The sequence below is a fragment of the Vallitalea longa genome (assembly GCF_027923465.1).
Taxonomy (GTDB): Bacteria; Bacillota; Clostridia; order Lachnospirales; family Vallitaleaceae; genus Vallitalea; species Vallitalea longa.
The window spans coordinates 807797-834788 of sequence record NZ_BRLB01000001.1 but is presented as its reverse complement, the minus strand read 5'-3'; the positions used below and the strand labels follow the sequence as shown (position 1 = coordinate 834788).

At 31.8% G+C, this 26992-nt stretch carries 20 protein-coding genes; 15 read left to right on the top strand and 5 right to left on the bottom strand.

All coding sequences use genetic code 11. The features are described 5' to 3' along the window. The first annotated feature begins 8 nt into the window (after positions 1–8). From QMG30_RS03600 to rbsK, 10 genes are all read left to right on the top strand, one after another. Complete coding sequence (locus QMG30_RS03600) at positions 9–2675, top strand: DUF8488 domain-containing protein (RefSeq protein ID WP_281812306.1); 2667 nt, start codon at positions 9–11, stop codon at positions 2673–2675. Between the two features lie 62 nt (positions 2676–2737). Then, a complete protein-coding gene (locus tag QMG30_RS03595; RefSeq protein ID WP_281812304.1) occupies positions 2738–3883 on the top strand; it encodes a glycoside hydrolase family 172 protein in 1146 nt (381 codons plus the stop codon). 70 nt (positions 3884–3953) lie between these two features. Continuing rightward, positions 3954–4499, top strand: coding sequence for a D-lyxose/D-mannose family sugar isomerase (locus QMG30_RS03590; RefSeq protein ID WP_281812302.1), 546 nt, complete (start codon positions 3954–3956; stop codon positions 4497–4499). Positions 4500–4577: 78 nt separating this feature from the next. Next, entirely contained in the window at positions 4578–7265 is a 2688-nt protein-coding gene (locus tag QMG30_RS03585; RefSeq protein WP_281812300.1) for an alpha-mannosidase, read from the top strand. Between the two features lie 14 nt (positions 7266–7279). After that, entirely contained in the window at positions 7280–8359 is a 1080-nt protein-coding gene (locus tag QMG30_RS03580) for a uroporphyrinogen decarboxylase/cobalamine-independent methonine synthase family protein (protein WP_281812299.1), read from the top strand. Between the two features lie 6 nt (positions 8360–8365). Beyond that, positions 8366–10408 carry an alpha-xylosidase gene (yicI, locus tag QMG30_RS03575; protein ID WP_281812297.1) on the top strand — a complete coding sequence of 681 codons (2043 nt, stop codon included), beginning with the start codon at positions 8366–8368 and terminating at the stop codon, positions 10406–10408. A gap of 15 nt (positions 10409–10423) precedes the next feature. Next, positions 10424–11518: a uroporphyrinogen decarboxylase family protein gene (locus QMG30_RS03570; RefSeq protein WP_281812295.1), complete on the top strand. Its 1095-nt coding sequence runs from the start codon at positions 10424–10426 to the stop codon at positions 11516–11518. Between the two features lie 47 nt (positions 11519–11565). Then, positions 11566–12825, top strand: coding sequence for a hypothetical protein (locus tag QMG30_RS03565; RefSeq protein WP_281812293.1), 1260 nt, complete (start codon positions 11566–11568; stop codon positions 12823–12825). 37 nt (positions 12826–12862) lie between these two features. Beyond that, positions 12863–13258: a D-ribose pyranase gene (rbsD, locus tag QMG30_RS03560; RefSeq protein WP_281812291.1), complete on the top strand. Its 396-nt coding sequence runs from the start codon at positions 12863–12865 to the stop codon at positions 13256–13258. A 194-nt stretch (positions 13259–13452) separates the two neighbouring features. Then, positions 13453–14367: a ribokinase gene (rbsK, locus tag QMG30_RS03555; RefSeq protein WP_281812289.1), complete on the top strand. Its 915-nt coding sequence runs from the start codon at positions 13453–13455 to the stop codon at positions 14365–14367. 71 nt (positions 14368–14438) lie between these two features. Here rbsK and QMG30_RS03550 read toward each other — a convergent pair whose 3' ends face one another. Together QMG30_RS03550 and QMG30_RS03545 are read right to left on the bottom strand one after the other, a co-directional pair. Next, positions 14439–14861, bottom strand: a complete 423-nt coding sequence (locus QMG30_RS03550; protein ID WP_281812287.1) for a hypothetical protein — start codon at positions 14859–14861, stop codon at positions 14439–14441. A 92-nt stretch (positions 14862–14953) separates the two neighbouring features. After that, the gene (locus tag QMG30_RS03545) at positions 14954–16738 is read right to left on the bottom strand and encodes an aminopeptidase P family protein (RefSeq protein ID WP_281812285.1); all 1785 of its coding nucleotides are present in this window, start codon (positions 16736–16738) and stop codon (positions 14954–14956) included. 310 nt (positions 16739–17048) lie between these two features. On the opposite strand from QMG30_RS03545, the gene QMG30_RS03540 reads away from it, so the two are divergent. After that, positions 17049–17324 carry a hypothetical protein gene (locus QMG30_RS03540; protein ID WP_281812283.1) on the top strand — a complete coding sequence of 92 codons (276 nt, stop codon included), beginning with the start codon at positions 17049–17051 and terminating at the stop codon, positions 17322–17324. A gap of 60 nt (positions 17325–17384) precedes the next feature. On the opposite strand, the gene hcp is transcribed toward QMG30_RS03540, so the two are convergent. After that, entirely contained in the window at positions 17385–19031 is a 1647-nt protein-coding gene (gene hcp / locus QMG30_RS03535; RefSeq protein ID WP_281812281.1) for a hydroxylamine reductase, read from the bottom strand. 179 nt (positions 19032–19210) lie between these two features. Here hcp and QMG30_RS03530 point away from each other — a divergent pair, with 179 nt between their 5' ends. Both QMG30_RS03530 and QMG30_RS03525 read left to right on the top strand, forming a co-directional pair. Beyond that, positions 19211–19864: an SGNH/GDSL hydrolase family protein gene (locus QMG30_RS03530; protein WP_281812279.1), complete on the top strand. Its 654-nt coding sequence runs from the start codon at positions 19211–19213 to the stop codon at positions 19862–19864. A gap of 293 nt (positions 19865–20157) precedes the next feature. Beyond that, positions 20158–21948: an L-fucose isomerase gene (locus QMG30_RS03525; protein WP_281812278.1), complete on the top strand. Its 1791-nt coding sequence runs from the start codon at positions 20158–20160 to the stop codon at positions 21946–21948. Here QMG30_RS03525 and QMG30_RS03520 read toward each other — a convergent pair whose 3' ends face one another. Next, a complete protein-coding gene (locus QMG30_RS03520) occupies positions 21949–22794 on the bottom strand; it encodes a helix-turn-helix domain-containing protein (RefSeq protein ID WP_281812276.1) in 846 nt (281 codons plus the stop codon). It abuts the gene before it with no gap. Positions 22795–22973: 179 nt separating this feature from the next. Here QMG30_RS03520 and QMG30_RS03515 point away from each other — a divergent pair, with 179 nt between their 5' ends. Together QMG30_RS03515 and msrA are read left to right on the top strand one after the other, a co-directional pair. Further along, positions 22974–24095 carry a uroporphyrinogen decarboxylase family protein gene (locus QMG30_RS03515; protein ID WP_281812274.1) on the top strand — a complete coding sequence of 374 codons (1122 nt, stop codon included), beginning with the start codon at positions 22974–22976 and terminating at the stop codon, positions 24093–24095. 241 nt (positions 24096–24336) lie between these two features. Continuing rightward, a complete protein-coding gene (gene msrA, locus QMG30_RS03510; RefSeq protein WP_281812272.1) occupies positions 24337–24822 on the top strand; it encodes a peptide-methionine (S)-S-oxide reductase MsrA in 486 nt (161 codons plus the stop codon). 209 nt (positions 24823–25031) lie between these two features. On the opposite strand, the gene QMG30_RS03505 is transcribed toward msrA, so the two are convergent. After that, positions 25032–26906 (bottom strand): glycoside hydrolase family 127 protein, encoded by a 1875-nt coding sequence (locus tag QMG30_RS03505; RefSeq protein ID WP_281812270.1) that lies wholly within the window; start codon positions 26904–26906, stop codon positions 25032–25034. Positions 26907–26992: the final 86 nt, after the last annotated feature.

Below are 26992 nucleotides of genomic sequence, written 5' to 3'. Positions count from 1 at the left end.
ATTACTTAATGAACATAATAGAACTAAACGGTTATTGGGAATGTACCTTACTAGATAAAACTATAGATGTGATGGTACCAAGTTGTTTTGATAAATATACAGAGAAAAAAGACATAGGTACTCCTGTACGTTTTAAGAAGTGTGTAGAAATAGAAAAATTAGATCATGAAAAAAGCTTTTTGTATTTTGGTGGTGTAAGTTACTATTGTGATATTTATGTAAATGGTCAAAAAATCGGTTCGCACGAGGGAATGTGGGACGAATTTCGAATAGAAGCAACAGATTATCTAAATGTAGGAAAAAACATTATTGAGCTTGAGATTATAAAACCAGGCTATAATGATAATGATAAATTTAAAGTAAGAGAGGTATTATCAGGTTTTATTCCTGATGTATTATGTACATTTGGAGGTATATGGGATGATATTTCACTAGAAATGTATAATTCATTTTATGTACAAACCCATTATGTTAATGCTAAGATTGATGGAACATTACTATTTAATATCAACTTAGATGTATTTGATAAAGACGAAATGAAAATAGCTGGTACTATTATTTCTCCAGAAGGTAAAATAGTTAAAGAGCTTAACAATGATTTAGTAATGAATGAGGTTGGACAACAGAAAATCGAATTAGAATGTAAAATAGATGATCCATTATTATGGGATACCAAAAATCCTAATCTATATACATATGATTTAACTATAAGTACTGATTCGAGCGAACAAACGATTACTAAAAACTTTGGTATCAGAGAAATAAAATCAGATGGATCAAAAATACTATTGAACGGTAAACCAATATATACTAGAGGTATATTACAGTGGGGATATTATGATGATGAAATAATTCCTAACCCTTCAAAAGAAGTAATTAAAGAAGAAATAAAAGTAGTGAAAGAACACGGGTTCAATATGATAAAACATTGCCTTTATATACCTAGAAAAGAATATTTTGAGTTGGCAGATAAATATGGAGTTCTCTTATGGGTAGAATTACCTCTTTGGTTACAAGATGTTACAGATGAATTAGCAAATAGGATAAAAAGAGAATATCCTAGAATACTAGAACAGATAGCAGGATATTCATCAATTATATTGATAAGTCTAGGATGTGAACTGGATGCTAGTATTGATAGTTCAATTTTGGAAAATATGTATCATCTAGCAAAAGAATCTAGTCAAGCATTGGTACGTGACAATTCAGGTTCAGGAGAGTGCTATGACGGATTACCAATAGATTTTGCAGACTTTTTTGACTACCATTTTTATGCTGATCTTCAGAATATGGAAAATCTATTAGAGACTTTTACTCCAGAGTGGCGTAATTATCGACCTTGGCTGTTTGGAGAATTCTGTGATATTGATACCATGAGAGATTTAGAAGAGATCAGAAAAGAAAAAGGCGTAGATAGATTAATGTGGGAAATTGATGAACCTTCCCTTAATCCGGTTTCAAAATTGAAACCTGATTTTTTCGCAGGTAAACATGATTCTAATATGAAAAAATATGGTATCAGGCAGGAATATGATTTAATAAAAGAATTATCATACAATCATGCAATGGTACATAGAAAAATAAATCTTGAATCTACAAGATCTTTTCCTGCAATAAGCGGATACAATATAACATCAATAAGAGATGTATCTATTGCTACAAGTGGACTCTTCAATGATTTGATGAAACCTAAATTTGATAATGAGGAGTTCAAAAAATTCAACTCCGATATCGTTTTAATACCAGCATGGGATTTAACTAGAATATGGTTGAATGCAGATAGAGTGATGAGTAAAGAAAGATACAATTTCTTTTCAGGAGATTATTATGGACTACATATAGTTATGTCCAATTATCATAATGAAGAATTAGTTAATCCAATATTGAAATGGGAGTTATCCTATGAAGGTAATACAGAGTTAAGTGGAGAGATTACAACTGATAAAATATTTGAAACATCAGATGTAAAAGAATTAGGATATATAAGTATTACATTGCCTGAAACGGATAAACCTAAAACATATATACTAACTGCAAATATGATATGTAATGATATGAAAGTAACTAATGAATGGCCGGTTTTCTTATATCCTAACATAGAAAGAACACAAAAAGGTATAGGGGTTTATGATACAGGCAGTATATTAACAGGTATAGAAGATTTATATGAAATTGTAGAGATACAAGATGAACAAGAAGTTCTTGATGTTGATTTTGTTATAACAACAAGGCTAACCCCTAAGATTAAGGAATACATTGAAAAAGGCGGTAAAGCACTTTTTATACAGAGAGGGAAAGGATATCTTCCAAGCAGTAAAACAGCTTTTTGGAGAGAGAGTTTAATTCGCTGTTATAATCATGAGGCTTTAGGTGGTATTAAATATGAATCTTATTTAGATGATCTAAGATTCTTTAGCGTATCTACTGATACTGCTCTTGATGTATTTGAATTCGATAAAATGGGTATAACTGAATTTACTCCTATCATTAGAAGATATGATACTCGTGAATGGATTGCAACGGATTATATGACTGAGATAAAAATGGGTAAAGGTAAAGTTATTGCAACTACATTAAGATTAGAAGGTGGTATGGGTAAACAGCCTATGTTTGTTAATAATAATAGATTCTCTAGGTATCTAATAGATTCTGTCATTAAGTATTTAGAAGATTAATAGTTGCTTATGTTATATACAACGATTGTGTTTAGAGTATTGGTGAATAAGAGAGGTTATATATGATGAACAGAGGTAATTCGATTGAATCATTATTCTACTTGAATAATTGTAGGAGCAAAAGAGTATCTAGTTATGATAAAACTGGTGGAAATCATGATTGGATGGATCTTGAATCTGGAGAAACCAAGATAGTTGCACAGATCAAAGGTGCTGGAATCATTAGACATGTTTGGTGTACTGCATGGGTTGGTAATGAAAATTGGGTAGAAGAAGAATATGTATTAAGAAAACTTGTATTAAGAATGTACTGGGATTCTGAAGAACACCCGAGTGTTGAAGTACCTTTGGGAGATCTTTTTGGTATAGGACATTCTGTATCCAAGAATTATTCTTCAATGGCATTATCAATGAGTCCACAAGATGGAAGAGCATTGAATTGTTTCTTTCCAATGCCATTTGCTAAAGGAGCAAAAATTACCATTGAAAGTAATTGTATTAATCACTGTAATTTTTATTTTTATATAGATTATGAAGAGTATGATAAGTTGCCTGATGAGGCTGAAATAGCATATTTCCATGCAAAATGGAATAGAGAATACAATACTTATGGCTGGGCACCGATAGAACCAGGTTTACTGGATAGAGAAAAAGCTAATGTTCCAGAAGAACCTAAATGGGTTCCAGCAGCTTGGTTAAAGAAAAATACAGACGGAAAAGATAATTATGTGATACTTGAAGCTGAAGGTAAAGGAAAATTCGTAGGTTGTAATCTTAATATAGATGTTTTTGAACATCAAGCTAACGATTGGTACGGTGAAGGCGATGACATGATATTTATAGATGGAGAACCTTGGCCACCTTCATTACATGGTACAGGAACAGAAGATTATTTCAATACAGCGTTTTGCCCAACTCAAGAATTTTGCACACCTTGGCATGGGTTAACAGTCTATAGCGGTGATGAAGCAGGATTTAAATGGGGTGGTAAGAACAGTATGTACAGATTACATGTTAATGACCCTATTTATTTCAATGAATCAATTAAAGTCACTATAGAGCATGGACATGGAAATAAATTATCAAATGATTATTCCAGTACAGCTTATTGGTATCAGACAGAGCCGCATAAAGCTTTTTCTGAGCTATTGCCATTAGAACAAAGATTACCAAGGAGAAATCCTTGGGAGAAGAAAAAAGAAGAGTGATTATTGAAGCTGTAAAATTGAGTTAATACTAATTTTATATAGATTAAGAGATGTATGAGGTGTATTTATTATGATATCAAAGGAAAAATATAATAAATTAAGGAATGTTACATTAGAAATGCTTAGTGATTGTAAAATAGCACTAAGTCAAGAAGAAAAAAAACATGTAGAAGTTGCAGATTTTGGATTAGACCGAATAGATGAAATGGGTCTGCAAGTAATTACATATGTTAATACTGATCGTTGTTGTGCCAAAGAACTTGTTTTGACTCCATGGCAGATATGTCCTGAACATCGCCATCCATCAGTAAACGGTTGTAGTGGAAAAGAAGAAACATTCCGTTGCAGATACGGTGAAGTCTATTTATATGTTGAAGGAGATAAAACAGTTGTAATTAAAGCAAGAATTCCACAAGATAAAGAAGACGTTTTTACAGTTTTTAGCGAAATAGTATTACGTCCAGGTGAACAATATACTTTAAGACCTAATACTTTACATTGGTTTCAAGCAGGAGAACAAGGCTGTATAGTATCCGAATTCTCAACGACAAGCAGAGATGAGCTTGATATATTTACTGATCCAATGATTGATAGAATACCTAAAGTAGAAGATTAATTGATCGAAAATAAATTATATACATAAGAATTAATTGGCTAGATAACATTATAATTGAATTGAAAGCGGTGAATATATATGGTTAAAGGACATGTAATATGCCATACCCATTGGGATAGGGAATGGTACTTGACTAGAGAAGCTTTTCGAATTAAACTTGTGAGATTGATAGATAAGATATTAGATATAATCGACAATTCCCCAGAGTACGTATCTTTTATGCTTGATGGTCAAACTATAGCAATAGAAGATTATGTAGAAATCAGACCAGAGAATCAAGAACGATTAATGAAAGCAATAAAATCAGGAAAAATATTATCAGGTCCATGGTATATACTTCCTGATGAATTATTGATTAGTGGTGAATCTCATATAAGAAATTATATCATAGGTTCAAAAGTCGCAGATAGATATGGCCGAAGAATGAATGTGGGATATCTTCCAGATTCTTTTGGACATCCAGAACAAATGCCTCAGATTATAAAAGGTTTGGGAATGGATACAATGGTATTCTGGAGAGGTACATCTAATGCTATGAAGGACTCAGAGTTCTACTTTCAGTCTCCTTATAAAGATTGTAAGGTTCTATGTGTTCATCTACCATGTGGATATGGTAATAGTGCCAGATTATTGAATACAGATGAGACTATATCCAGAATAGAAGAAATGGTAGAAAATCTTCATGAAAAATCTTTGACAGATGTAGTTCTTTTAATGAACGGTTCAGATCATATATCTGCTCAGAGTGACATAGTAGAAATAGTGAATAATTTCAATAGAAAAACAGATAAAGATATTGAAATAAAATTATCTACTATGGAAGAATGTGTAAATGAAATAAAGTCTAATCTTAATGAAATGAAAACATATTCAGGAGAATTAAGATACGGTGATAGATCATACATACTAGGAGGAACTTTATCCACAAGAATCAGATTAAAGCAGAGAAATCATGTAGTACAAAAGAAAATGGAAAGATATCTAGAACCTATTAAAGCTATACAGAAGTTAATGGGTAATAAAGAAAATTTTGAGGGATATAGTAATTATTTATGGAAAAAAATCTTGGAAAATCATCCTCATGATAGTATATGTGGTTGTAGTATAGATGAAGTACATACTGAGATGGAAACAAGATTTAATTGTGTAGAACAACTAGAAGATCAGCTTATTAATCAATCATTTATTGAAATCAAATTAATGCTTGATAAAAGTATAGATAATAAAAAAGCTGATGCACAATTAATGCTATTTGAACCTAGCCAAGATAGATTGAATGATTATGTTGAAATAGATATAGACTTGGATTCTATGCTAGTTCAAGAAGTGAACTATGCAAAATCCATAATTGATGATTATGAAGATTCCATAGTACATCCTGACCTACCAGAATCTCTTATGATTAAAGATGATTATGGACGTAAGATGGATAATGTAATTTTAGATAAGAAGAAAGAGTATTACCAATATCTTAATGATGATAAACTACCGGAAATCTATAAAGTCAACAGAGTAAGAGTTGGAATATATTTACCAAAATTTAATTATGGAATACATTTACTGAACGTATATAAAAGTAATAATAAAGAAAATAATATAGAAATAATACATAACAATCATATAGAGAATGAATTTTACAGAATTGAGTTTGACTATAATGATTGTAGTTTAATAGTACTAGATAAGAAAAACAATAAAGTTCATAAAGGTGTTCACAAATTAATTGATAAAGGTGACGCGGGTGATGAATATACATACTCATGGCCTGTAGAAGATAAAATATATTCACTTGATAGTAATGACATTCAGGTTGCTATAGATAGAAAAGGAGATATAAAACAATCTTTTATAATTAATGGAACGCTTAATTTGCCGGAGCAATTAACAGAAGATAGAAAAACAAGGGATTCTATATTGACTCAATCGAAAATAGCAGTTGAAGTTACATTATACAAAGGTATTGATAGAATAGATTTTAATACTGTTATAGATAATAATTCAAAAGATCACCGTATACAAGTTGAATTTCCAACAGGTGTGTTATCCAAGGAAAACAGTTCTAGTACAGCATTTGCAGTAACCAAAAGAAATACGGATATAGTAGTTCCAGAAGATTGGGCTGAATATCCTCAAACAACCAATCCTAATCATGGATTCGTAGATGTATCAACTGATGAATATGGCTTAAGTATGTCTAACCTTGGATTAACAGAATATGAAGCTGTCAACAGTAATAATCAAACATATGTTAGACTTACATTATTAAGATGTGTAGGATGGCTTTCCAGAACAGACCTTCTAACAAGGAAAGGTAATGGAGGCTGGACAATAGAAACGAAAGATTCACAATGCATAGGTAGGCATGAATTCAACTATGGTATTACTTACCATATTAAAGATTGGCGAAACAGTAATGCTTATATGCAATCGGATAGAAAAATACATAGTATTATTTTATCACAGTTAAGAGCAAGTGATGGTAATTTAGTTCTTAATAATGATTTGTTTGAATTTTTATCTAACCTACCTAAAAATATAAGATTGTCTACAGTAAAGATAAGTGAAGACCAAAAAGGGATTGTTTTTAGGGTATACAGTATATTAGATAAGAAAGAAGATTTTGATTTGGAATTACCTAAAAATATACATGAAGTACATTTGACAGACTTAAAAGAAACAAAACTAGAGCAGATTAAACTAGAGGGTAATAATATTAAACTTAGTATAAAACCTGCTCAGATAGTCACAGTCTTGCTTGAACTTTAGAGAGGAGTTAAATTATGATATTTAAACCTGATATTGATAAAGTTAGGGAAAGATTATACGGATTCTGGGAACAAGAATACACAGGAAGAGCTTGTATATCTGTGGTTGCTCCAAAATATGAAGGAGCCAACATATCAATGTTTCACAATGACAGGGATATGACTAATGATAAAGAAGCATTAATAGATTACTGGGAAAATCCAGAAGTCATATATGACAATAATATAAAAAGACTTGAAAAAACATACTTAGGAGGAGAGACTCTTCCAATAGTTTATCAGAATTATGGAACATCAGGTCATTGCAATTACTTTGGTACAAAACCAACATATGGGAATGATACTATTTGGTTTGATCCTGTATGGGATAACTTAGAAAACAAACAAAATACTTATAATGAAGAAGTATTAAATAAACATTTGGCAATAGCTAAGTATTTGACAGATTATGCAGGAGATAAATATTTTGTTGGTATGCCTGATAGTTGCGGTACTATAGATGCTATCGCTCATCTATATGGGTCATCTAAAGTATTGATGGACATGGCTATGAATCCACAGGCTTTAAAAGATGTTATTAAAGTGATAAACAAGGGATGGGCAATATCTAACGAAAAATTTTATCAGATATCAAAAGAAGTCAACTGTGGTGGAGCACATGCATGGATGCATGTGTTAGCACCTGGTAGGGTAGCTCAAATGCAATGTGACTTATCAGTAATGATATCAGCTGATATGTATGAAGAATTTGTTTTACCAGAGTTACAGCAGCAAATAAAATGGATTGACTATCCCGTTTACCATTTTGACGGTATCGAACAAACAAAACATCTTAAATATATATTAAGTTTGGACAAACTAAAGGCTATCCAATGGACACATGTAGCAGGACAACTTAGTGCATCCCATTATATAGATACTCTAAAGCAAATTCAAAATGCGGGTAAAAGTCTAATCATTATGTCACCAAAAAGTGATGTGAAACCATTACTAGAGAATTTATCTGCTAAAGGTTTATATATCCATACGGAAGCGGAAAATGAACAGGAAGCTAAGGATATAGTTAAATATGTAGAAAATAACAGTAAGGAGTAATTGCGTATGATAGATAATAATTATCGTTATGAACAACATGTTTATCCAGTAAGCTTAGAAAGCTATACTTTTGAAAAAGGTAATCTTAAGCTTAATACTATAGATAGTGAAGATAATGAATTAATCATAGATATCAACTTTTATATAAATAATATTATCGCTGTAAGAGTTTCCAGCGATAATGAATTTCATATAGAATATGATTTCGTTAATGAAAAATATAGACAATTAGATAAAAAGGTAACTGTATCTGATAAAGATAAAAGTATAGTTGTATCTCAGGGTAAATATACAATCAGTTTTAATAAAGATCCATATCGCATGACTATATTAGAAGATAAAGTGGTTGTTTTAGAAGATAGTGTAGATGATGTAAACCCAGTAGGTGATGGTTTTGATAGAATTTCCCCAGTTGGTTACACTCTCTCTAAAGATAAAGATGTCTTAGGCAGTAATATTGGTTTGAAACTAAGACAAGATGAGCATATATATGGTTTCGGAGAAAAATTTACTGATTTTGACAAGAGAGGTCAAAAAGTATTAATTAGAAATTTTGATACTCTAGGATGTAGAGACGAAACTGCGTATAAGAATATTCCATTCTACGTTAGTACATATAAATATGGTATGTATGTAAATTCTCATCTTATGAGTGAATTCAATGTAGGTTCTGAATCTACTTCAACAATTAGTGCTCATGTGCCTAATAAAGATGTTGAATATTTTATTATTCTAGGAGAATCACTAAAAGAGATTACCAGCAAATTTATGAATTTGACTGGTCCTGCTACGTTACCTCCAAAATGGTCATTCGGTTTATGGTATTCAACAGGTTTCAAAGATTCATCTCAAGAATTAGTGGAAAAAGATGCAAAACATTTTAGAGATACAAAGGTTCCTTGTGACGTATTCCATTTTGATTGTTATTGGCTAAGAGAAGATAAATGGTGTGATTTTGTATGGGATAACGAAATGTATCCGAATCGCAAAGAAATGTTACAGAATCTAAAAAAAGAAGGTTACAAGATATGTTTATGGATTAATCCATATGTAACTATAAAGACTGATATGTATAAAGCAGGTAAAGAGTTAGGGTACTTCATTAAAGATAAAGATGGTAATCCTTATACAGCTGATTTATGGCACGGTTTATTATCATTATGTGCAATGGTTGATTTTACTAATCCTAATGCGATAACTTGGTTTCAAGGTAAGGTCGCTTCTTTATTGGAAGAAGGAGTAGATGTACTAAAAACTGATTTCGGTGAAAATATACCTTATGATTCAGTATTTTATAACGGTAGAACAGGCGAAGAAATACGAAATTTATATGCTTTATTATATAACAAAGCAGTATATGAAACTACAAAAAAAGTAAAAGGAAAATCTAGTGCTTTAGTTTGGGGAAGAAGCGGTTTTACAGGAATGCAAAAGTATCCAGTATGTTGGTCAGGTGACCCAAGATCATCTTATGAAGGAATGAGTTCTACATTAAGGTCAGGACTTTCAATAGGTGTATCAGGTGTACCATTTTGGAGTAATGATATTGGTGGTTTCTATGGTAAAGTAGAAGATGAAGTTTTTGTTAGATGGGCTCAGTTTGGACTATTCTGTTCCCACAGTAGATTACATGGAACATCAACAAGGCAGCCTTGGGCATATAGTGATAGAGCTAATAATATTGTCTCTGAATTTATAAAACTTCGTTATAGATTAATGCCTTATATTCACGAAACAGCCGAAGAATGTGTTAAAGAAGGAGTTCCATTTATCAGACCATTAGTATTAGAACATGAGGATGACCCTACAGTATATAACATTTACGACCAATACTACTTTGGTAATGATATAATGGTTGCCCCTGTTTTTGGTGGAGATAATGCGGTAAGAAAAATCTATTTACCAGAGGGCAAATGGCAGGATGTTCTAAGAGGTACACAATATGAAGGAAACAAATGGATTACAATATGTGCTGAGCTTGAATATATGCCTGTATTTATTAGAAATAATCAAGCCCAGATACCAGATGATTATAAACTATATTTGTAAGTGGAGGTAAAACATATGACTTCAAAAGAAAGATTAATGTTGGCTATTAAAAGAGAAAAACCTGATAGATTACCAGTTACTATACATCAATGGCAGCCTTATCATTTAAAGAAATATATGAATGATATTAGTGATATTGAGGCTAATAAATTATGTGGTTTAGATGCATCAATTACTTTTTTTGAAGTTGAAGAACCTATATCAAAAAAATGGCAAGTTACTACAACTATGGAGTACAAAGAAAATTATTATGTGAAACACTATAAGATCAATACTCCAGAGGGTATACTTACTACTTCTGAAGGAACTAATGCTATGACCACATGGGTTGTAGATCCCATCGTTAAAAAAGAAGAGGATATTTACCTTCTGAAAAAATATCAGCCCATACCAAAATTAAGAAGAGACAAAGTGAAAAAAGTCTATGACCAATTAGGTGATGATGGAATACTAAGGACCTTTCTTATGGGTAAACAAGGAGGATGTTGGCAAGATGCTTGTGAGTTATTTGGAGTAGAAAAACTTATTATGGCAACATTTGATAATCCTACATGGGTTCATGAATTCTTGGATATTCTGTTAGAACAGAAACTAAAATATATAGAACAGAATCTAAAAGGTCTGTCTTTTGATTTAATAGAAACAGGTGGTGGAGCATCTTCTAATACTGTTATTTCTCCTAGTTTACATGAAGAATTCTGTACACCTTATGACATAAAAATACATGATGCACTTCATACACTTAATTATCCTGTAGTATATCATACTTGTGGTGGAATGATGAAAATATTAGATCTTATAAAAATTAATCATTGTGATGTATCAGAAACTTTATCTCCAACAGGTATGGGTGGTGATATAGGTACTGACCAAGATGGCATACAACTATATAATACTCTTCATAATGATCTGGCATTAATTGGTGGAATGGATCAATTGAATATATTAGAGAACGGAAATGATACTGCTATTGAAAATGAAGTACAGAGATTATTTAACATATATGGACAAGATGGTGGATATATATTGTCGACAAGTGATCATTTCTTTGAAACACCTGTGGATAGATTGAAAAAATTTGCAAATGAAGCTAAGAAATATACCTATTAAGTTACTATAATATGCAATACACTAAAATAATTAAATAGGGTGATGAAATGGATTATAAAGAACAAGTTAAAGTCATAAGAGAATTAGCAAAACAACTGAAAGAAATATCAAGCTTACCTAAAAACAGACTAAAAGCTCAGAAATGGGCGGATCATAATGATTTAAAAGGTAATACTGAACCATTATTATGGATTTGTCCTGATGATGACGGCGGTTGGGTAGAATTAGTGCCTAATGAAACATTGCAAACTGAAGATAAGGATTTAAGAGAATTAGAAGTAAGATTAAGAAGATATATTTATCATTTTCATCATTTTGAGGATGATTTTGCTTTTGAACCAGTTGTAAGATTTGATATGCCGGGAGAATACACAGGTTTTATGTATGGTGATTCTAATCAAAAGACAGCTTGGGGAATCAATATTGATTCCTATGGTATCTCCAAAGATGCATATCATCTTAACAACTACCTTAAAGATGAAGCTAATGTTGAGGCTCTTCTGAATCATGAAGTTGATTTTATTCCAGATATAATTGAGTATACAAGGCTGAAAGATAAATATGAAGAAGCAATAGATAATACCATTGATATAGAATTCAATATTCCATACACGGTATTAGTTCAGAGTCTTTTAATAGAATTAGTACATCTGAAGGGTTTGGAAGAATTAATGTTTGACCTTTATGACCATGCTGATTTAATAGAAAGTATTATAGGACATATGTCAGATAGTAAGGTAAGATTGCTAGAGAAGCTAGAAAAGAATAATATGTTGTTTGATAATAAATCCAACATTTATACAGGTTCTGGTGGATTAGGATATAGTAATGTACCAGTTAAAGACAATAATAAAGTAATGCTCAGTGATATGTGGGGATTTGCTGATTCTCAAGAATTCAGTAATGTTTCTAATGATATGTACGAAAAATTTGCTCTTAAATATCAAATAAGAGGATTATCAAAATTTGGTTTAGCATGTTATGGATGCTGTGAGCCACTTGATACAAAATTTGATTTGATTTTTAGAGAGTTGCCTAATATCAGAAGATTAAGTGTCAGTCCTTGGTCAGATGTAAGGATAGCTGCTGAAAACATTAAAAATAGAGCAATATATTCATGGAAACCGAACCCAGCAAAAGTATGTACTGGCATTAACGAACCAGAGATGACTAGAATGTTAAAAGAAACTGCACAAATTACAAAAGATTGTAATGTTGAAATAATATTAAAGGACATTAGAACTTGTGATAATACACCAAAACATCTACAACAATTTATAGAATTAGTAAAAAGAACTTTTAAATAGACTAATCATATGAACTTATATAAAGGATTGAGTAATAATGAAAAAAACAAAATTGATCAACAGTGAAATCAGTTACGAAATTTCAAAAATCGGACATACTCAAATGTTATGCATATCTGACTCTGGATTTCCGGTACCTAGGACAACAAGAAAAATTGATATAGCCTTAACTAATAAGATACCAACATTTTTACAAGGACTTGACTCTGTATTAGAAGAGTTATGTGTAGAGAAAGTGATTTTAGCAGAAGAAATCAAATCTAGGAGTCCGGAGTTATTAGAGAAAATTTTGGAAAGATTTGACAATATTCCTGTAGAATATATTTCACATAATGATTTTAAGAAACTATCAGGGGATTGTGAAGCAATCATAAGGACTGGTGAAATTATATCTTTTGCCAATATTATTTTAGTAGCTGGAGTTACTTTTTAATTAATATTATAAATATATACATATAGTATATCAACTAGGTAATCATATTATTAGTTGGGTGTTAAATATATGTATTTATTGATTTTACTTAAAAATGACAATTATTTACTATACAATTCTTTATTTATATAGTAAATTAATATATTATGTATAGAAATTGATTACTATTAAATTTATTAATATGGAGGAGTAATATGAAAAAAATATGTGTAATCGGTAGTATTAATATGGATTTAGTAACCACTGTTAAAAATTTCCCTAAATCAGGAGAAACTGTTTTAGGAAATGATTTTAATCTATATTGCGGAGGTAAAGGTGGTAATCAGGCAGTTGCAGCTGGAAAGTTAGGAGCTACAGTAGCTATGTTTGGTAAGATAGGTAATGACATGTACGGTAAAGAATATATTGAAAATCTGAAAAACAGTAATGTGGAATACAAGTATATACAAAATGAAGAAAATGTTTCTACTGGAACAGCGATAATTGAAGTAGAGGAATCCAGCGAAAATAAAATTATCATTATACCAGGTGCAAATAACGAAGTTGATAAGGAATATATAGATAACAATATGAAAACTCTTCTTGAATATGACATATTCTTATTTCAGTTAGAGATACCTATGTCAACCGTAGTATATGCTGCAAAAAAATTAAAAGAGCATGATAAAGTTGTTATTGTAGATCCTGCACCAGCAGTTAAATTACCAAAAGAGTTGTTGGAGTGTACAGATTATCTAACACCTAATGAAACGGAACTTGAAATAGTTACAGGGACAAAGATTAATTCACAGGATGATTTGAGACAGGCAGTTTCTATATTATTAGATAGTGGTGTTGGAAAAGTAATTCACAAGGCAGGTAAAAATGGAGCTTATATAATTGACGAGAATGATATTATCCATGTAGAAGGTTATAAAGTAGATGCTATCGATACAACTGCGGCTGGGGATTCTTTTAATGCAGGATTTGCATTCGCATTAAGTAAAGGATACGATTTAGATAAATGTGTTGAGATTGCGAACGCTGTTGGAGGACTTGCGACAACAGGTATGGGAGCACAATCTGCGATGCCAATTTATGAAAATGTATTAACTCTTATAAATAAGTAATCCAACTTTTTCACCTTTAATTTAATGTAGGTAGATTGATGAAATAAAAAACAAGACTAAAGCCTAGGGCTTTAGTCTATGGAATAATGTTTTTGTAATCTATCAAGTTCTCTTTCAAGTTCAGAATCTATTTGTTTATCAATTTCCTTTTGATAATCAGATATTAGTTTAGATTTTTCTTTGTCTAATTTTTTGATGGCTTCATCAACTTTTGAATTTACAACTTTTTTAGCATCTTCAGATTTTGCTTGTTTGTAAGATTCCAAGTCGCTTTTAAGATCTGTATTATACTCTTTAATATAATTGTCTAATCTTTTTATAGCATCATTTGTGTTTCTTCCTAAACCTGAATCTTTCTTCAATACTGCATCTTTGATAGCTTCAATTGAGTTCAAAATACTTCCGTATAAATCAAAGTTTGCTGCATATGCTACAGTATTAATAAGAATGAAAGAAAAAACTGTTATAAGAATTATTTTTTTGATTTTTTTCATTTATAATTCCTCCCCAATTATTAAGATAGGCTTATTATAAATGAATAATATTTTAAATTCTACAAGTATATGTTGGTAATACTACCAAAAGATTATATGCTTTTTGTTTGTGTTTTCAGCCATAAGCATTCCTCTTCTTTTAGGTAAGGAGATAGCTTATCATATACTTCTTGGTGATAGTTGTTTAGCCATTTCTTTTCATCATTGGTAAGCATTGACTCGTCAATACCTTTTAAATCGATAGGACAATAAGAGATTACATCGAATCCCATAAAGTAGCCATCACTATTATTCAGGATATCTTTTGATAGTATGGAATTTTCTGTACGAATACCATGTTTGTTTTCTTTATAGATACCAGGTTCATTGGTTAGGTACATACCTGCTTCAATAACTACGTTATTGTGTTCTTTTCGTAAGCGAGATGGTCCTTCATGAACTCCTAGTAAATAGCCAACTGAATGACCAGTTCCACATTTATAATCCATATATTCTTGCCATATTGGCTGTCTTGCAATAGCATCAAGATTACTACCGGTAGAGCCATGTAGGAATATAAGTTTTGCAAGAGCGATATGTGATTTTAATACTAATGTGAAATCATGTCGTTCTTCTTCAGTTATATCACCTAAAACTATAGTACGGGTTATGTCTGTTGTACCATTATAATATTGTCCACCAGAATCAACTAATAATAATCCTTCTGGTTTCAAAGTTTTAGCAGTTGATTCCTCTGGTTTATAATGCATCATAGCTGCATTTCCTTTATAAGCTGCTATAGTTGCAAAACTGTCTTCAATATATAGAGGTAATTCTTGTCTGAAGTTTGTAAGCTTCTCAGAAGCTGAGAACTCCGTTACATTACCATTAGGTACATTCTTTTCTAGCCAGTATAAGAATTTTACTAAAGCTGCTCCATCATTTATTTCACATTGTTTTAGATTTTCAATTTCTTTTTTAGATAACTTAGCTTTTATCAAGGCAGTTGGTTCTATTGATTCTATTATACGGCTTGAAGGAGCAATCATGGACTTTAATCCATAATTAAGTATAGCAGGATCATAAATGACTGAAGAATCCTTAGTTATGGTTTCTATGTCAGCAAAAATATCTGTATATGGTTTTATTATGATGTTCTGTTCTTCCAGGGTTTTTCTTACTTTATCTGGAACTTTGCTTAATTGTATATATAAAATAGCTTGTGTCAGTGTAATTATTGAATATGCATACGTAATAGGAGTATAGATTATGTCATTACCTCTTATATTGAATAGCCATGCAATATCATTAAGAGAACTCATCAAATAAACTTGTGCTTCTTTCTTCTTCATTTCTGCACGAACAGTATTGATTTTTTCAAGAGCTGTCTGTCCTGTATATTCTATATCATGATAGAATACTTGATCCATTGGTAGTGGGGGTCTGTTAGTCCATATATTGGATATAAGGTCTATATTTCCAACTAACTCTATTTTATCTCCAATAATGTTTTTTAGCATTTTTATGTCATTCACAGAAAATAATCTTTGGTCAAATCCTATTTTCTCACCATGTTCTATATTTTCTTTTAGCCACTCTTGGTAAGTAGGTACTCCAGGTTCTAACATCTTGTATAGAACAACTTCGCTGTCACTTATTTGTTTAGCAGCTTGTATGAAGTAACGTCCGTCAGTCCATAAACAGCTTTCTGTCAAAGTTACGATAACTGTACCTAATGATCCGGTGAAGCCAGATATATAAGCTCTACTTTTGTAATGTTCAGCTACATATTCGCTTTGATGAGGGTCGGCACTAGGAATAATATATGCAGTCAACCCATTCTTCTTCATTTCTTTTCGTAAAAGTTCTATTCGTTCATTTACTGTAATTTCTGCCATTTTCATACATCCTTTCTAAGCTTATTGATCTTCAATTTTTACTAATTTTATTGTAACAAATAAAAAATTTTTTTGCTATAGATAACCACTAATTTTTAGAAATATTCTCTTAGAATTAATTATATGAATATTTAAGATAGTTGTATACTATTAAAATTGAAATTTCTATAAACTAACCTTATATTTTGAGTACTTAATATAAATTCGTATTAAATCATATATATCTCATATGGTATTGTATATATGTTAGCTCTATCACTTTAATAATGGCTGATGCATATAATATTAAAAAAGCTGAAAAGGATAATATATGTATAACGAAATTGAAGCCACAAGATTCGGAAGAAGAAGACGTCCTTATCAATACCAATATCCCTATTATCCATCTTACATGAGATATCCTTATTATTATAGGAGAAATCCATACTATAGGAGATATCCCTATTACTATAATAGAAGACCTTACTATTACGGAAGATATCCTTATTACAGACCATATTATAGGGGAAGAGGCAGAGGCAGAGGTAGAGGTAGACTCTATGGTATGGAAGTAGAAAACTATATTCCTGATATGATATATGTATAAATAGGTGATAAAAATAAAAGCACAGATTTTGTGCTTTTATTTTTATCATACAGAATGTGTCTATCCTAGAATGGTTTGTAAATCATTATCAGGGGTTGAAATGGATTGAAGGTTGAATTTGTCAACCAATACTTGAAGAACATTAGGAGTGATAAATGCAGGTAATGTAGGTCCTAGATAAATGTCTTTTAATCCTAGGTACAACATTGTCAATAATACTGCTACAGCTTTTTGTTCATACCATGAAATTATATAAGATAGAGGTAGGTCGTTTACATCACATTTGAAAGTATCAGCTAAAGCCAAAGCTATTTTTATAGCTGAGTATGCATCGTTACATTGTCCTACATCTAATATCCTAGGAAACGGTCCAATAGAACCAAGATCCAATTTATTAAAACGATATTTACCACATGCTAAAGTTAGTATAATAGTATCTTTCGGAGTTTTCTCAGCAAATTCTGTATAATAATTTCTTCCAGGTCTTGCTCCGTCACAGCCTCCTATTAAGAAGAAGTGTCTTATTTTTCCTGCTTTGACTGCATCAATAATGGCATCAGCATTGCTAAGTACAGCATTTCTCGCAAACCCCATAGGTATTCTTTTTTCAGGTTCATCTTCAGTAAATCCCTCTAGTTCTAGAGCTTTCTCAATTACTGGGGTGAAATCCTTATGACCATCAACAGTAGAGATATGGGTTACATCAGGCCAGCCGACAATGCTTGAAGTGAACAATCTGTCTTTATAGCTTTCTCTTGGTTTCATTAAACAATTACTGGTCATTAATATAGCTCCAGGTAAGTTATCAAACTCTTTCTGTTGATCTTGCCAAGCCCCACCAAAGTTTCCTATTAGATGCTTGTATTTCTTTAAACCAGGATAAGCATTACAAGGAAGCATTTCTCCATGGGTATATATATTGATGCCTTTTCCTTCAGATTGTTCAAGTAGATCTCCTAAGTCATTCAGGTCATGACCTGATACGACAATGAAAGGTCCTTTCTTCTTGGTTATCAACATTTCAGTGGGCTCTGGGTTACCAAAAGCACCAGTATTTGCTTCATCAAGTAGTTCCATACATCTGAAATTTATTTTACCAAGTTCCATGTTCAGATTAAAATAGTCTTCTATAGTTAGATTTTTATTAAGAGTAGAACCAAGAGCTTTGAATATGAAATTTGTTATTTCAGCATCATATTTTCCAAATACATATGCATGATGAAAATATGCTCCCATACCTTTTATACCGTATATTAATAACTCTCTTAATGAACGGATATCCATATCTAAGTTTTCATCATCCATAACACCTAAGTTCTTCATATTAGGAATACTGAGAATTTCTTCTTTCGTTTCTGGAGCAATATAGTCTGCTCCTTCAGGTGCATCAGAAGTTGAAGATTTACTCATTAAGTCTTTTTTATAGTGATTGGTTTTCTTGATATATTCAACGAATCTTTCAGGTGAAAAATTAACATTAGTAAGTGTTGCGAAAACACACTCTGAACAGAACTCTCCTAATTCTCTAGATATATCTTGACCATTTTCAATTAATTGTGTAGCGTAGTATCCTAATCCCTTTAATAGAAAGATGAGAACGTCTTGCATTTTAGCTACATCTGGGTCTTTGGTGCAAATTCCCATTTTGGTACATCCTTTACCGCCAGCTGTTTGTTCGCATTGATAACAAAACATAGCGTTATCCATATATACATCCTCCTTAATATTGTTTTTTATGGTTTCTTCATATTTATCTTGGGCTAATCATAAGTATAATATTCTACAATTAGAAGTTTATTTGATTAAAAATAGTATAAGCATGTTATAATGATACTATCATCTTTATTATTACATTCATAGACAGATTAATGAAAGGAGCAGTATATATGATAAATGATGTCAAAGATAATTCGTTAATTCTATTTCAAGGAGATAGTGTTACTGATTGTGGAAGAACAAGTAATGAAAACTTAGAACTTGGTTTTGGTTATGCTAATATGGTTGCTTCATGGATAACAGCATTACAACCAGAAAAACAATTACGATTTCTTAATAGAGGAATAAGCGGCAATAGAGTATCAGACCTGAAAAAAAGGTGGCAAGAAGATTGTATAGACCTAAGACCAGAGGTAGTTTCCATATTAATAGGAATCAATGATTGCTGGCGAAGATATGATGGCAACGATCCTACTTCTGCTGGTAGCTTTGAAGCTACATATAGAGAAATTCTTACTAATATAAAACAGAAATCAGATGCCAAGATAATTATTATGGAGCCTTTTCTATTACCTGTAATCGAAGAAGCAGAAGGTTGGTCTGCAGGACAGAGTAAATGGAGAGAAGACTTAGATCCTAAGATTCATGTAGTAAGATCGCTAGCAAGAGAGTTTCATGCTACGTTTATTCCACTTGATGGTATATTTGCAAAAGCAGCAACAGTTCAACCTATGGAAAAATGGACTTTGGATGGAGTTCATCCAACACAAGCAGGACATGCATTAATAGCAAGACAATGGATGAAAGCTTTTGGAGTAATGTAAAAAATTTCTATAGGATATTCAAAATAAGTTGATAAATGACTTGATTAAAAAATAAAAAGATTATATAATAAAAGAAAACGATTACTATATATTGCGTAATTGATTTCTTTTATTTTTATATTAACTAGCGTATAACATATATTTTTATGTCATATAACGAAATAAAGTATAAATTGAAGATGTATATTTTTATATTTTTTGTATTTATAGTAAACGATTACTATATTGTTTAAATTAGTAGACTATCCCTAATATAAGGGGTTAAGGTTAATAAATTTTAAGGAGGAAAAATTATGTCAGGTAAAAACAGATTACAAGGTAGAATGCCAAAAGTAGGTATAAGACCAACAATTGATGGTAGAAGAAATGGTGTTCGTGAATCACTTGAAGAGCAAACTATGGGAATGGCTATTAAAGTTAAAGAGTTTTTAGAAGGAAATCTTACACATCCTAATGGTATGCCTGTTGAATGTGTTATTGCAGATACAACTATAGGTGGTGTTGCAGAATCAGCTAAGTGTGCTGATAAATTTGCAAAAGAAGGTGTTGGTGTTTCTATAACAGTAACTCGTTGTTGGTGTTATGGAACTGAAACACTTGATATGGACCCATCAACTCCAAAAGCTATCTGGGGTTTTAACGGAACTGAACGTCCAGGAGCAGTATATCTTGCAGCAGCATTAGCAGGTCATGACCAAATAGGTATCCCAGCATTTGGAATCTATGGTAAAGATGTTCAAGATGCAGATGATACATCTATTCCAGAAGATGTACAAGAAAAATTATTACAATTTACAAAAGCAGGTTTAGCAGTTGCTACCATGAAAGGTAAATCATATTTATCACTTGGTAATACAGCAATGGGTATTGCTGGTTCTATTGTTAATCCACAATTTTTCCAAGAATATCTAGGAATGAGAAACGAATATGTTGATATGTCAGAATTCATTAGACGTATCGATAATGAAATATATGACCCAGAAGAATATAAGAAAGCTCTTAATTGGGTAAAAGAAAATTGCGTGGAAGGCGAAGACCGAAATGATAAAGAATTGATACATACCAGAGAGCAGAAGGATAAAGAGTGGGAAACAGTTGTTAAGATGACTCTTATCGCAAAAGACTTAATGGTAGGTAATCCTCGTCTTGCAGAGCTTGGATACGTAGAAGAATCATGTGGACACAATGCTATTGTTGGTGGATTCCAAGGTCAAAGACAATGGACAGATTTTATGCCTAATGGTGACTTTATGGAAACTATTCTTAATTCATCTTTTGATTGGAATGGTATTAGAGAAGCGTTTGTATTCGCTACAGAGAATGATTCTCTTAATGCTGTACCAATGTTATTTGGACATTTACTTACTGGAACAGCTCAGATATTCTCAGATGTAAGAACTTATTGGAGTAAAGAATCAGTAAAACGTGTTACAGGGAAAGAATTGACAGGAAAAGCAGCTAATGGAATAATCCACTTAATCAATTCAGGTTCTACAACTCTTGATGCTACAGGACAACAATCAAGAGATGGAAAACCTGCTATGAAGCCATTCTGGGAAATTACTGAAGAAGAATCCAAGAAGTGTCTTGAAGCTACTACATGGGGACCTGCAAGTTTAGGATATTTTAGAGGTGGAGGATATTCTTCTACATTCAAGACAGAAGGTGAAATGCCTGTAACAATGGCAAGAGTAAATATTGTTAGGGGGCTTGGACCTGTTCTTCAGATAGCTGAAGGTTATACTGTTGACCTTGACAAAGATATACACGATGTACTTAATATGAGAACTGATCCAACTTGGCCAACAACTTGGTTTACACCAAACTTAACAGGTAAAGGTGCTTTCAAGGATGTATATTCTGTAATGAATAATTGGGGAGCTAATCATGGTGCAATAAGTTATGGACATATCGGTGGAGATCTCATCACACTTGCATCTATGCTAAGAATACCTGTAGCTATGCACAATGTACCTGAAGAAAGAATCTTCAGACCTAAGACTTGGGGAGCATTCGGACTTGATGATCTACAAGGTGCGGATTATAGAGCATGTAAAAACTTAGGACCAATCTATGGTAAATAATTAAGACCAGATTTGTCTATATTTCAGAGGGGTTATCCCCTCTATTTTTTTGAAGTATTTTATGAAATGGCTTACACTTTCAAAACCTACGGATAAACTTATTTCATGAATCCTTTTATTAGAATGAATCAATAAAATTTTGGCTTCCGATAATTTTTGGAGTAGTATGTATTCATAGGGGCTGTAGTCTGTGACACTTCTGAATTTCCTTATTAAATAAGATTTACTTACACCAACATGTTTGCATAGGTCTTCCAGCTGAATATTTTTGGTAAGATTCATATTAATATATAATATTGCTTCATCAATAATATCTTCTTTTAATGTATCGTAACCTTCTGTTATTCCAGTCATCAAAATATCACTCATTATATCAACAATGTATTTTGAAAAAAGTATGTCAATATTTCTATTTTCACTTTTAAGAAGTCTATGGACAGATAAAACCATATTTTTAATATTATGGTTCTTATCTTCAAAGATAGGTCCCATTCTATGTAGTATTTCTTGTACGTAAGCTTTACTTTGACAACCATTAAAATGAATCCATAGCATATTCCATAAGTCGTTTTTATCTGAGTAGTATAATTGATGTTCAGAGCAGTCAATCAAGAAACCAGTGTCTTTAGAAATTTTATATTCTTTATTTCTATAATTTAGATATCCAACACCATCAATTGTTAATAAGAGAAGCATAGTATTATAGTTAGTTCTATTGGTTCTGTATTTACTTGTACAGTCAAATTGTCCTCCTGATTGGAGTTCATAAAATATCGAAGAAGCTTTACGACTTATATAATGATGTTTTGACCAAGAAGTATTTTTCAATCCATATACGCTTTCCATTTAGAGATCTCCTTTTATAATATGAATTTGTTAGAAAAACTAACAGATTCTATGATTTGATTATATTGTTCAATATTATTATATTTTTATATTATATTATATCATGATTTATAGTGATAATTATATTATAATCAATGTTATAGAGAATTGTAAACTATTTATATATTGGAGGGAATATTATGCAACTTAAGCCCATAAGGGATAAATGGAAAGGTACTATGACTGATAGAGAAAGGTTTATTAATCAGATGCATTATAAGCCAGTAGACAGATGTTTCAACATGGAATTTGGATATTGGGATGAAAACTTTGAACAGTGGAAGTTGTTTAGAGATAATAATATTACTAATAATGAACAAGCAGATATATTTTTTAATTTTGATAAATTAGCTTATATTAGAGGAAATATATGGATGAGTCCTTCTTTTGAATGTAAGGTTGTTGAAGAGAGAGAGGATACTAATATATTAATTAATGAGGATGGATTATTGGCAGAAACACCAAAAGATGCTCATGATACTATACCGCATTTCATAAAAGCTTCTATAGTAACTCCTGATGATTGGAAGAAATGTAAAGAAGAGAGATTCAGAAGAGATGATCCAGATAGAATTGTTGATATAGAAGCATTGAAAAAGTTACATCCTAATGATAGAGATTATCCTCTTGGAGTTGATTGTGGTTCTATGATCGGTAAGATCAGAGATATGTTGACTTTTGAAGGGTTAGCTTATGCATGTTATGATTATCCGGATATGGTTGAGGATATGGTTGAAACTTGCTGCTTGATGGTTGAAGATTTCTTGGATCAGGTATTACCTCATTTTGATTTTGATTTTGCGTGTGGTTGGGAAGATATCTGCTTCAAAAATGGTCCTATAGTGTCAGCTCCATTTTTTAGGGATGTTGTGATGCCAAGATATAAGAGAATCAAGAAGAAGTTGATGGAATATGATATTGATATATGGTATACGGATTGTGATGGAGATGTAAGACCTATTCTTCCTTATTTATTGGAAGGAGGAATCAACTGTCTATTCCCATTTGAAGTTAATGGGTGTTCTCATCCCGGAGAGTTGTTAGATCAGTATGAGGGACAATTACGTATAATGGGTGGATTCGATAAGATGCAGTTGGGTGCAGGTAAAGAAGCTATTAAGGTGTATATGGAAAGTTTGGTTCCTTATGTAGAAAAGGGAGGGTATGTACCATTCTGTGATCATAGATGTCCTCCTAATGTTAAGGAAGAGGATTATTTGTATTATTTGGATCTGAAGGAGAAAATGTTTGGATTGAAATAAAAATAGAATTATAGTGTAAGACAATCGTAGATAGATGGGTATAGATAACAGGCCTGGTCACTGTTATTCTATACCCATTTATCTACTCGTTGATGATTGGAGGTAGTATAGGTAAGAAATATTACATTGACGGAATAATAATTAGTGGATACAATTATAATAATAAATATGAGAGTGAATTTAGTTAACAATGTTGTATTGGTGAGTTATATTATAATAAATTAATGAAGGGATTATTATTATGAAAACTATTGTATTTGCAGGTGGTTGTTTCTGGGGTGTTGAGGAGTATTTTAATTTATTAAAAGGGGTTACTTTTACTAAGGTAGGGTATGCTAATGGTAATGTGATAAGTCCAACTTATGAACAAGTATGTACTTCTGCTACTGGTCATTATGAAGCGGTATATGTTGAATATGATGATTGTGTTATTAGTTTGGAGAAGTTATTAGATGCTTATTGGGAGATTGTTGATCCCACTGCCTTAAATCGTCAGGGACCGGATATAGGGTCACAATATAGTACGGGGATTTTTTATACTAATGAGGATGATAGGAAAGTAATAGAAGAGTCCAAGGAAAGGCAACAAGTTAAGTATAGAGCCCCTATTGTTACAGCTATTGAACCATTGAAATGTTTTTTTAATGGAGAAGAGTACCATCAAAAATATTTGAAGAAGAATCCTAAGGGGTATTGTCATATACCTCTAGATAAATATAAGAATTAATGAACTTCTTAACAGAACTGTAAAAATTAGATGATAAGTAATATAAGGACTATAATCATATCTAAGAATAGATTATAGTCCTTAATCTATATAATCATATCTATAATTTAAATTAATTCAGGTAGATAAATGTTTATTCTGTATAGCCTTCTGATTAGCTTGTCTACATAGAGTGGGAAAGCTGAGTTAGTAATAATAGAATTAATGTTTTAAGCTCTTGGCAACCAGACGCTCATATCACTTTCTTGTCTGTTAGCCCATGCAAAATAGGGGATAAATCTTACAGAAACTTTTTGGACGTCATCCTCTATAACTGGATAATATATTTTATTTCCTTTTGGTCTGTGTATAAGTTCAGATTTTAAACCAACCATATTATATGGCAATTCAGTAATGATTTCTTCAGTAAATTCAGCTTGAACAGGTATCGCAAGTTCATCTATGGAAATTTCATTATCTATATCACAACCTTCGAGACAGTATACTACGGGTCCTCTTTTAACTGCTAACATACCGTTTGCCTGTTCAATGAATGGATTTGCAGTGTATAGAGTAGGTTTCATAGGAAGGACGATATTTAATATCTCACCAGTTTTGACAATAACATTATGTATACCACTTTCAATAGGCTTATGGTTAAATGTTGCGTTGTTGCACCATGAAGGAATACGGAATGTAAGATTCATACCATTACAAGGTGCTTCTATGATATCTATTTTTACTTCTTCTTCCCAAGGGTAATTAGTATTAATATTAATTTTAACAGGTTCATTATTGGATAAATGAGTGTTAAGGGAACTTCCTGCAAATAGATTTATTGAAATTCCATTGTCGGTTATTGAATAAATCCATTTAGGCATTCCTGTGAATGTACGCCATAGTTGAGGTGGACAGCACCAACAGTCAAAAGTATAAAAACGCTTATTGGGTACATGAGTGTACTGCTCAAATGTTGGTTTGATACGTTCATTGACGCGGTGAGATAAAGGGTTAGCATAGAAATATCTAGTCATATCAAGACTTGCTCCAGATATACCTGAGTTCAATAAAATGTTTTCCATCCAATCTCCATATGTAGCTTTACTTGTGAGATTATACATTCGTAGTGCCCACATGGCAACTGCAATATTAGCACATGTTTCATTATATGAAATTCTATTAGGAAGATTGAACTCATCGCTAAAGGCTTCTTGAATTCTATCTCCACGTTCTGATATACCAACATAGACAGGAGATGCACCTCCAGTAATATAGATTCTTCTATCTATCATGTCATTCCATATACGTTCGAGGGCTGTAAGAAGTCGCTTATCTTTCGTATGAGCGTAAACATCAGCTGCCCCTGCGTATAAATACGATGCAGTAACTGCATGACCAACAGGTTTATATTCATCACGTAGTGGTACACGATTTTGATTTTGGTCACCATTACCAATCTTAGTACCTCTCATGGTAACGAATATATCAGCAAGTTTTAGATAATTATCATTTTTTGTTATGTTATATAACTCTACTAATCCCATTATCTGACTTGGGTTAAAACCAAAATTTCCAAGTTCAGTATTCATAGGTATAAATATTGTGCATAGATAATCTGCAGCTTTTTTTGCCACATTTAATAATCTATCATCATTAGTGGCTTCATAATGGACACATGAAGCAGTAAATAGATGCCCGAAATTATAAAGTTCATGATTCGCAGGTTTAGCCCATCTTTTAAGGTCTGTTAATTGGACTTGAGTACAGATATAACCATCTTCTTCTTGAGTGGCTTCAATCCATGGAATATATTTATTAATAATATCAAGTATTTTTTTATCTTTTGTAACTGCGTATTGATTAGAACATCCTTCGATAAATTTGTAGCAGTCACCGTCTGACCATTCATTCATATAGAATTTACCTTTAATTTTACCTGCGGCTATACCGAAGTTAAGTAGTCTAGCAGCATTATTTTCTTCTAAGAGAGCATTCTCCATGTTTTTGATGATTTCTACATAATTATCGACTCTCTTTGCAAAGAAACCAGAAGTAAGTTTTGCTTCTCCTGTTCTAGGTGGATTAAAATTACTTAGATTACTCATAGTATACACTCCTTTTGTTCTTAATATTTAGTATGGTAAAAAACATGTTATCATATATAAAATTCGTTTACAACAATGTAATAGAC

Excerpts from the sequence above, each read along its gene's own strand:
- QMG30_RS03540 (WP_281812283.1), top strand. The coding sequence starts at position 17,049 with ATGTATAACGAAATTGAAGCCACAAGATTCGGAAGAAGAAGACGTCCT.
- yicI (WP_281812297.1), top strand. The coding sequence starts at position 8,366 with ATGATAGATAATAATTATCGTTATGAACAACATGTTTATCCAGTAAGC.
- QMG30_RS03530 (WP_281812279.1), top strand. The coding sequence starts at position 19,211 with ATGATAAATGATGTCAAAGATAATTCGTTAATTCTATTTCAAGGAGAT.
- QMG30_RS03585 (WP_281812300.1), top strand. The coding sequence starts at position 4,578 with ATGGTTAAAGGACATGTAATATGCCATACCCATTGGGATAGGGAATGG.
- QMG30_RS03550 (WP_281812287.1), bottom strand. The coding sequence starts at position 14,861 with ATGAAAAAAATCAAAAAAATAATTCTTATAACAGTTTTTTCTTTCATT.
- rbsK (WP_281812289.1), top strand. The coding sequence starts at position 13,453 with ATGAAAAAAATATGTGTAATCGGTAGTATTAATATGGATTTAGTAACC.
- QMG30_RS03570 (WP_281812295.1), top strand. The coding sequence starts at position 10,424 with ATGACTTCAAAAGAAAGATTAATGTTGGCTATTAAAAGAGAAAAACCT.
- rbsD (WP_281812291.1), top strand. The coding sequence starts at position 12,863 with ATGAAAAAAACAAAATTGATCAACAGTGAAATCAGTTACGAAATTTCA.
- QMG30_RS03505 (WP_281812270.1), bottom strand. The coding sequence starts at position 26,906 with ATGAGTAATCTAAGTAATTTTAATCCACCTAGAACAGGAGAAGCAAAA.
- QMG30_RS03520 (WP_281812276.1), bottom strand. The coding sequence starts at position 22,794 with ATGGAAAGCGTATATGGATTGAAAAATACTTCTTGGTCAAAACATCAT.
- QMG30_RS03565 (WP_281812293.1), top strand. The coding sequence starts at position 11,566 with ATGGATTATAAAGAACAAGTTAAAGTCATAAGAGAATTAGCAAAACAA.
- QMG30_RS03595 (WP_281812304.1), top strand. The coding sequence starts at position 2,738 with ATGATGAACAGAGGTAATTCGATTGAATCATTATTCTACTTGAATAAT.
- QMG30_RS03545 (WP_281812285.1), bottom strand. The coding sequence starts at position 16,738 with ATGGCAGAAATTACAGTAAATGAACGAATAGAACTTTTACGAAAAGAA.
- QMG30_RS03515 (WP_281812274.1), top strand. The coding sequence starts at position 22,974 with ATGCAACTTAAGCCCATAAGGGATAAATGGAAAGGTACTATGACTGAT.
- hcp (WP_281812281.1), bottom strand. The coding sequence starts at position 19,031 with ATGGATAACGCTATGTTTTGTTATCAATGCGAACAAACAGCTGGCGGT.
- QMG30_RS03590 (WP_281812302.1), top strand. The coding sequence starts at position 3,954 with ATGATATCAAAGGAAAAATATAATAAATTAAGGAATGTTACATTAGAA.
- msrA (WP_281812272.1), top strand. The coding sequence starts at position 24,337 with ATGAAAACTATTGTATTTGCAGGTGGTTGTTTCTGGGGTGTTGAGGAG.
- QMG30_RS03580 (WP_281812299.1), top strand. The coding sequence starts at position 7,280 with ATGATATTTAAACCTGATATTGATAAAGTTAGGGAAAGATTATACGGA.
- QMG30_RS03600 (WP_281812306.1), top strand. The coding sequence starts at position 9 with ATGAACATAATAGAACTAAACGGTTATTGGGAATGTACCTTACTAGAT.
- QMG30_RS03525 (WP_281812278.1), top strand. The coding sequence starts at position 20,158 with ATGTCAGGTAAAAACAGATTACAAGGTAGAATGCCAAAAGTAGGTATA.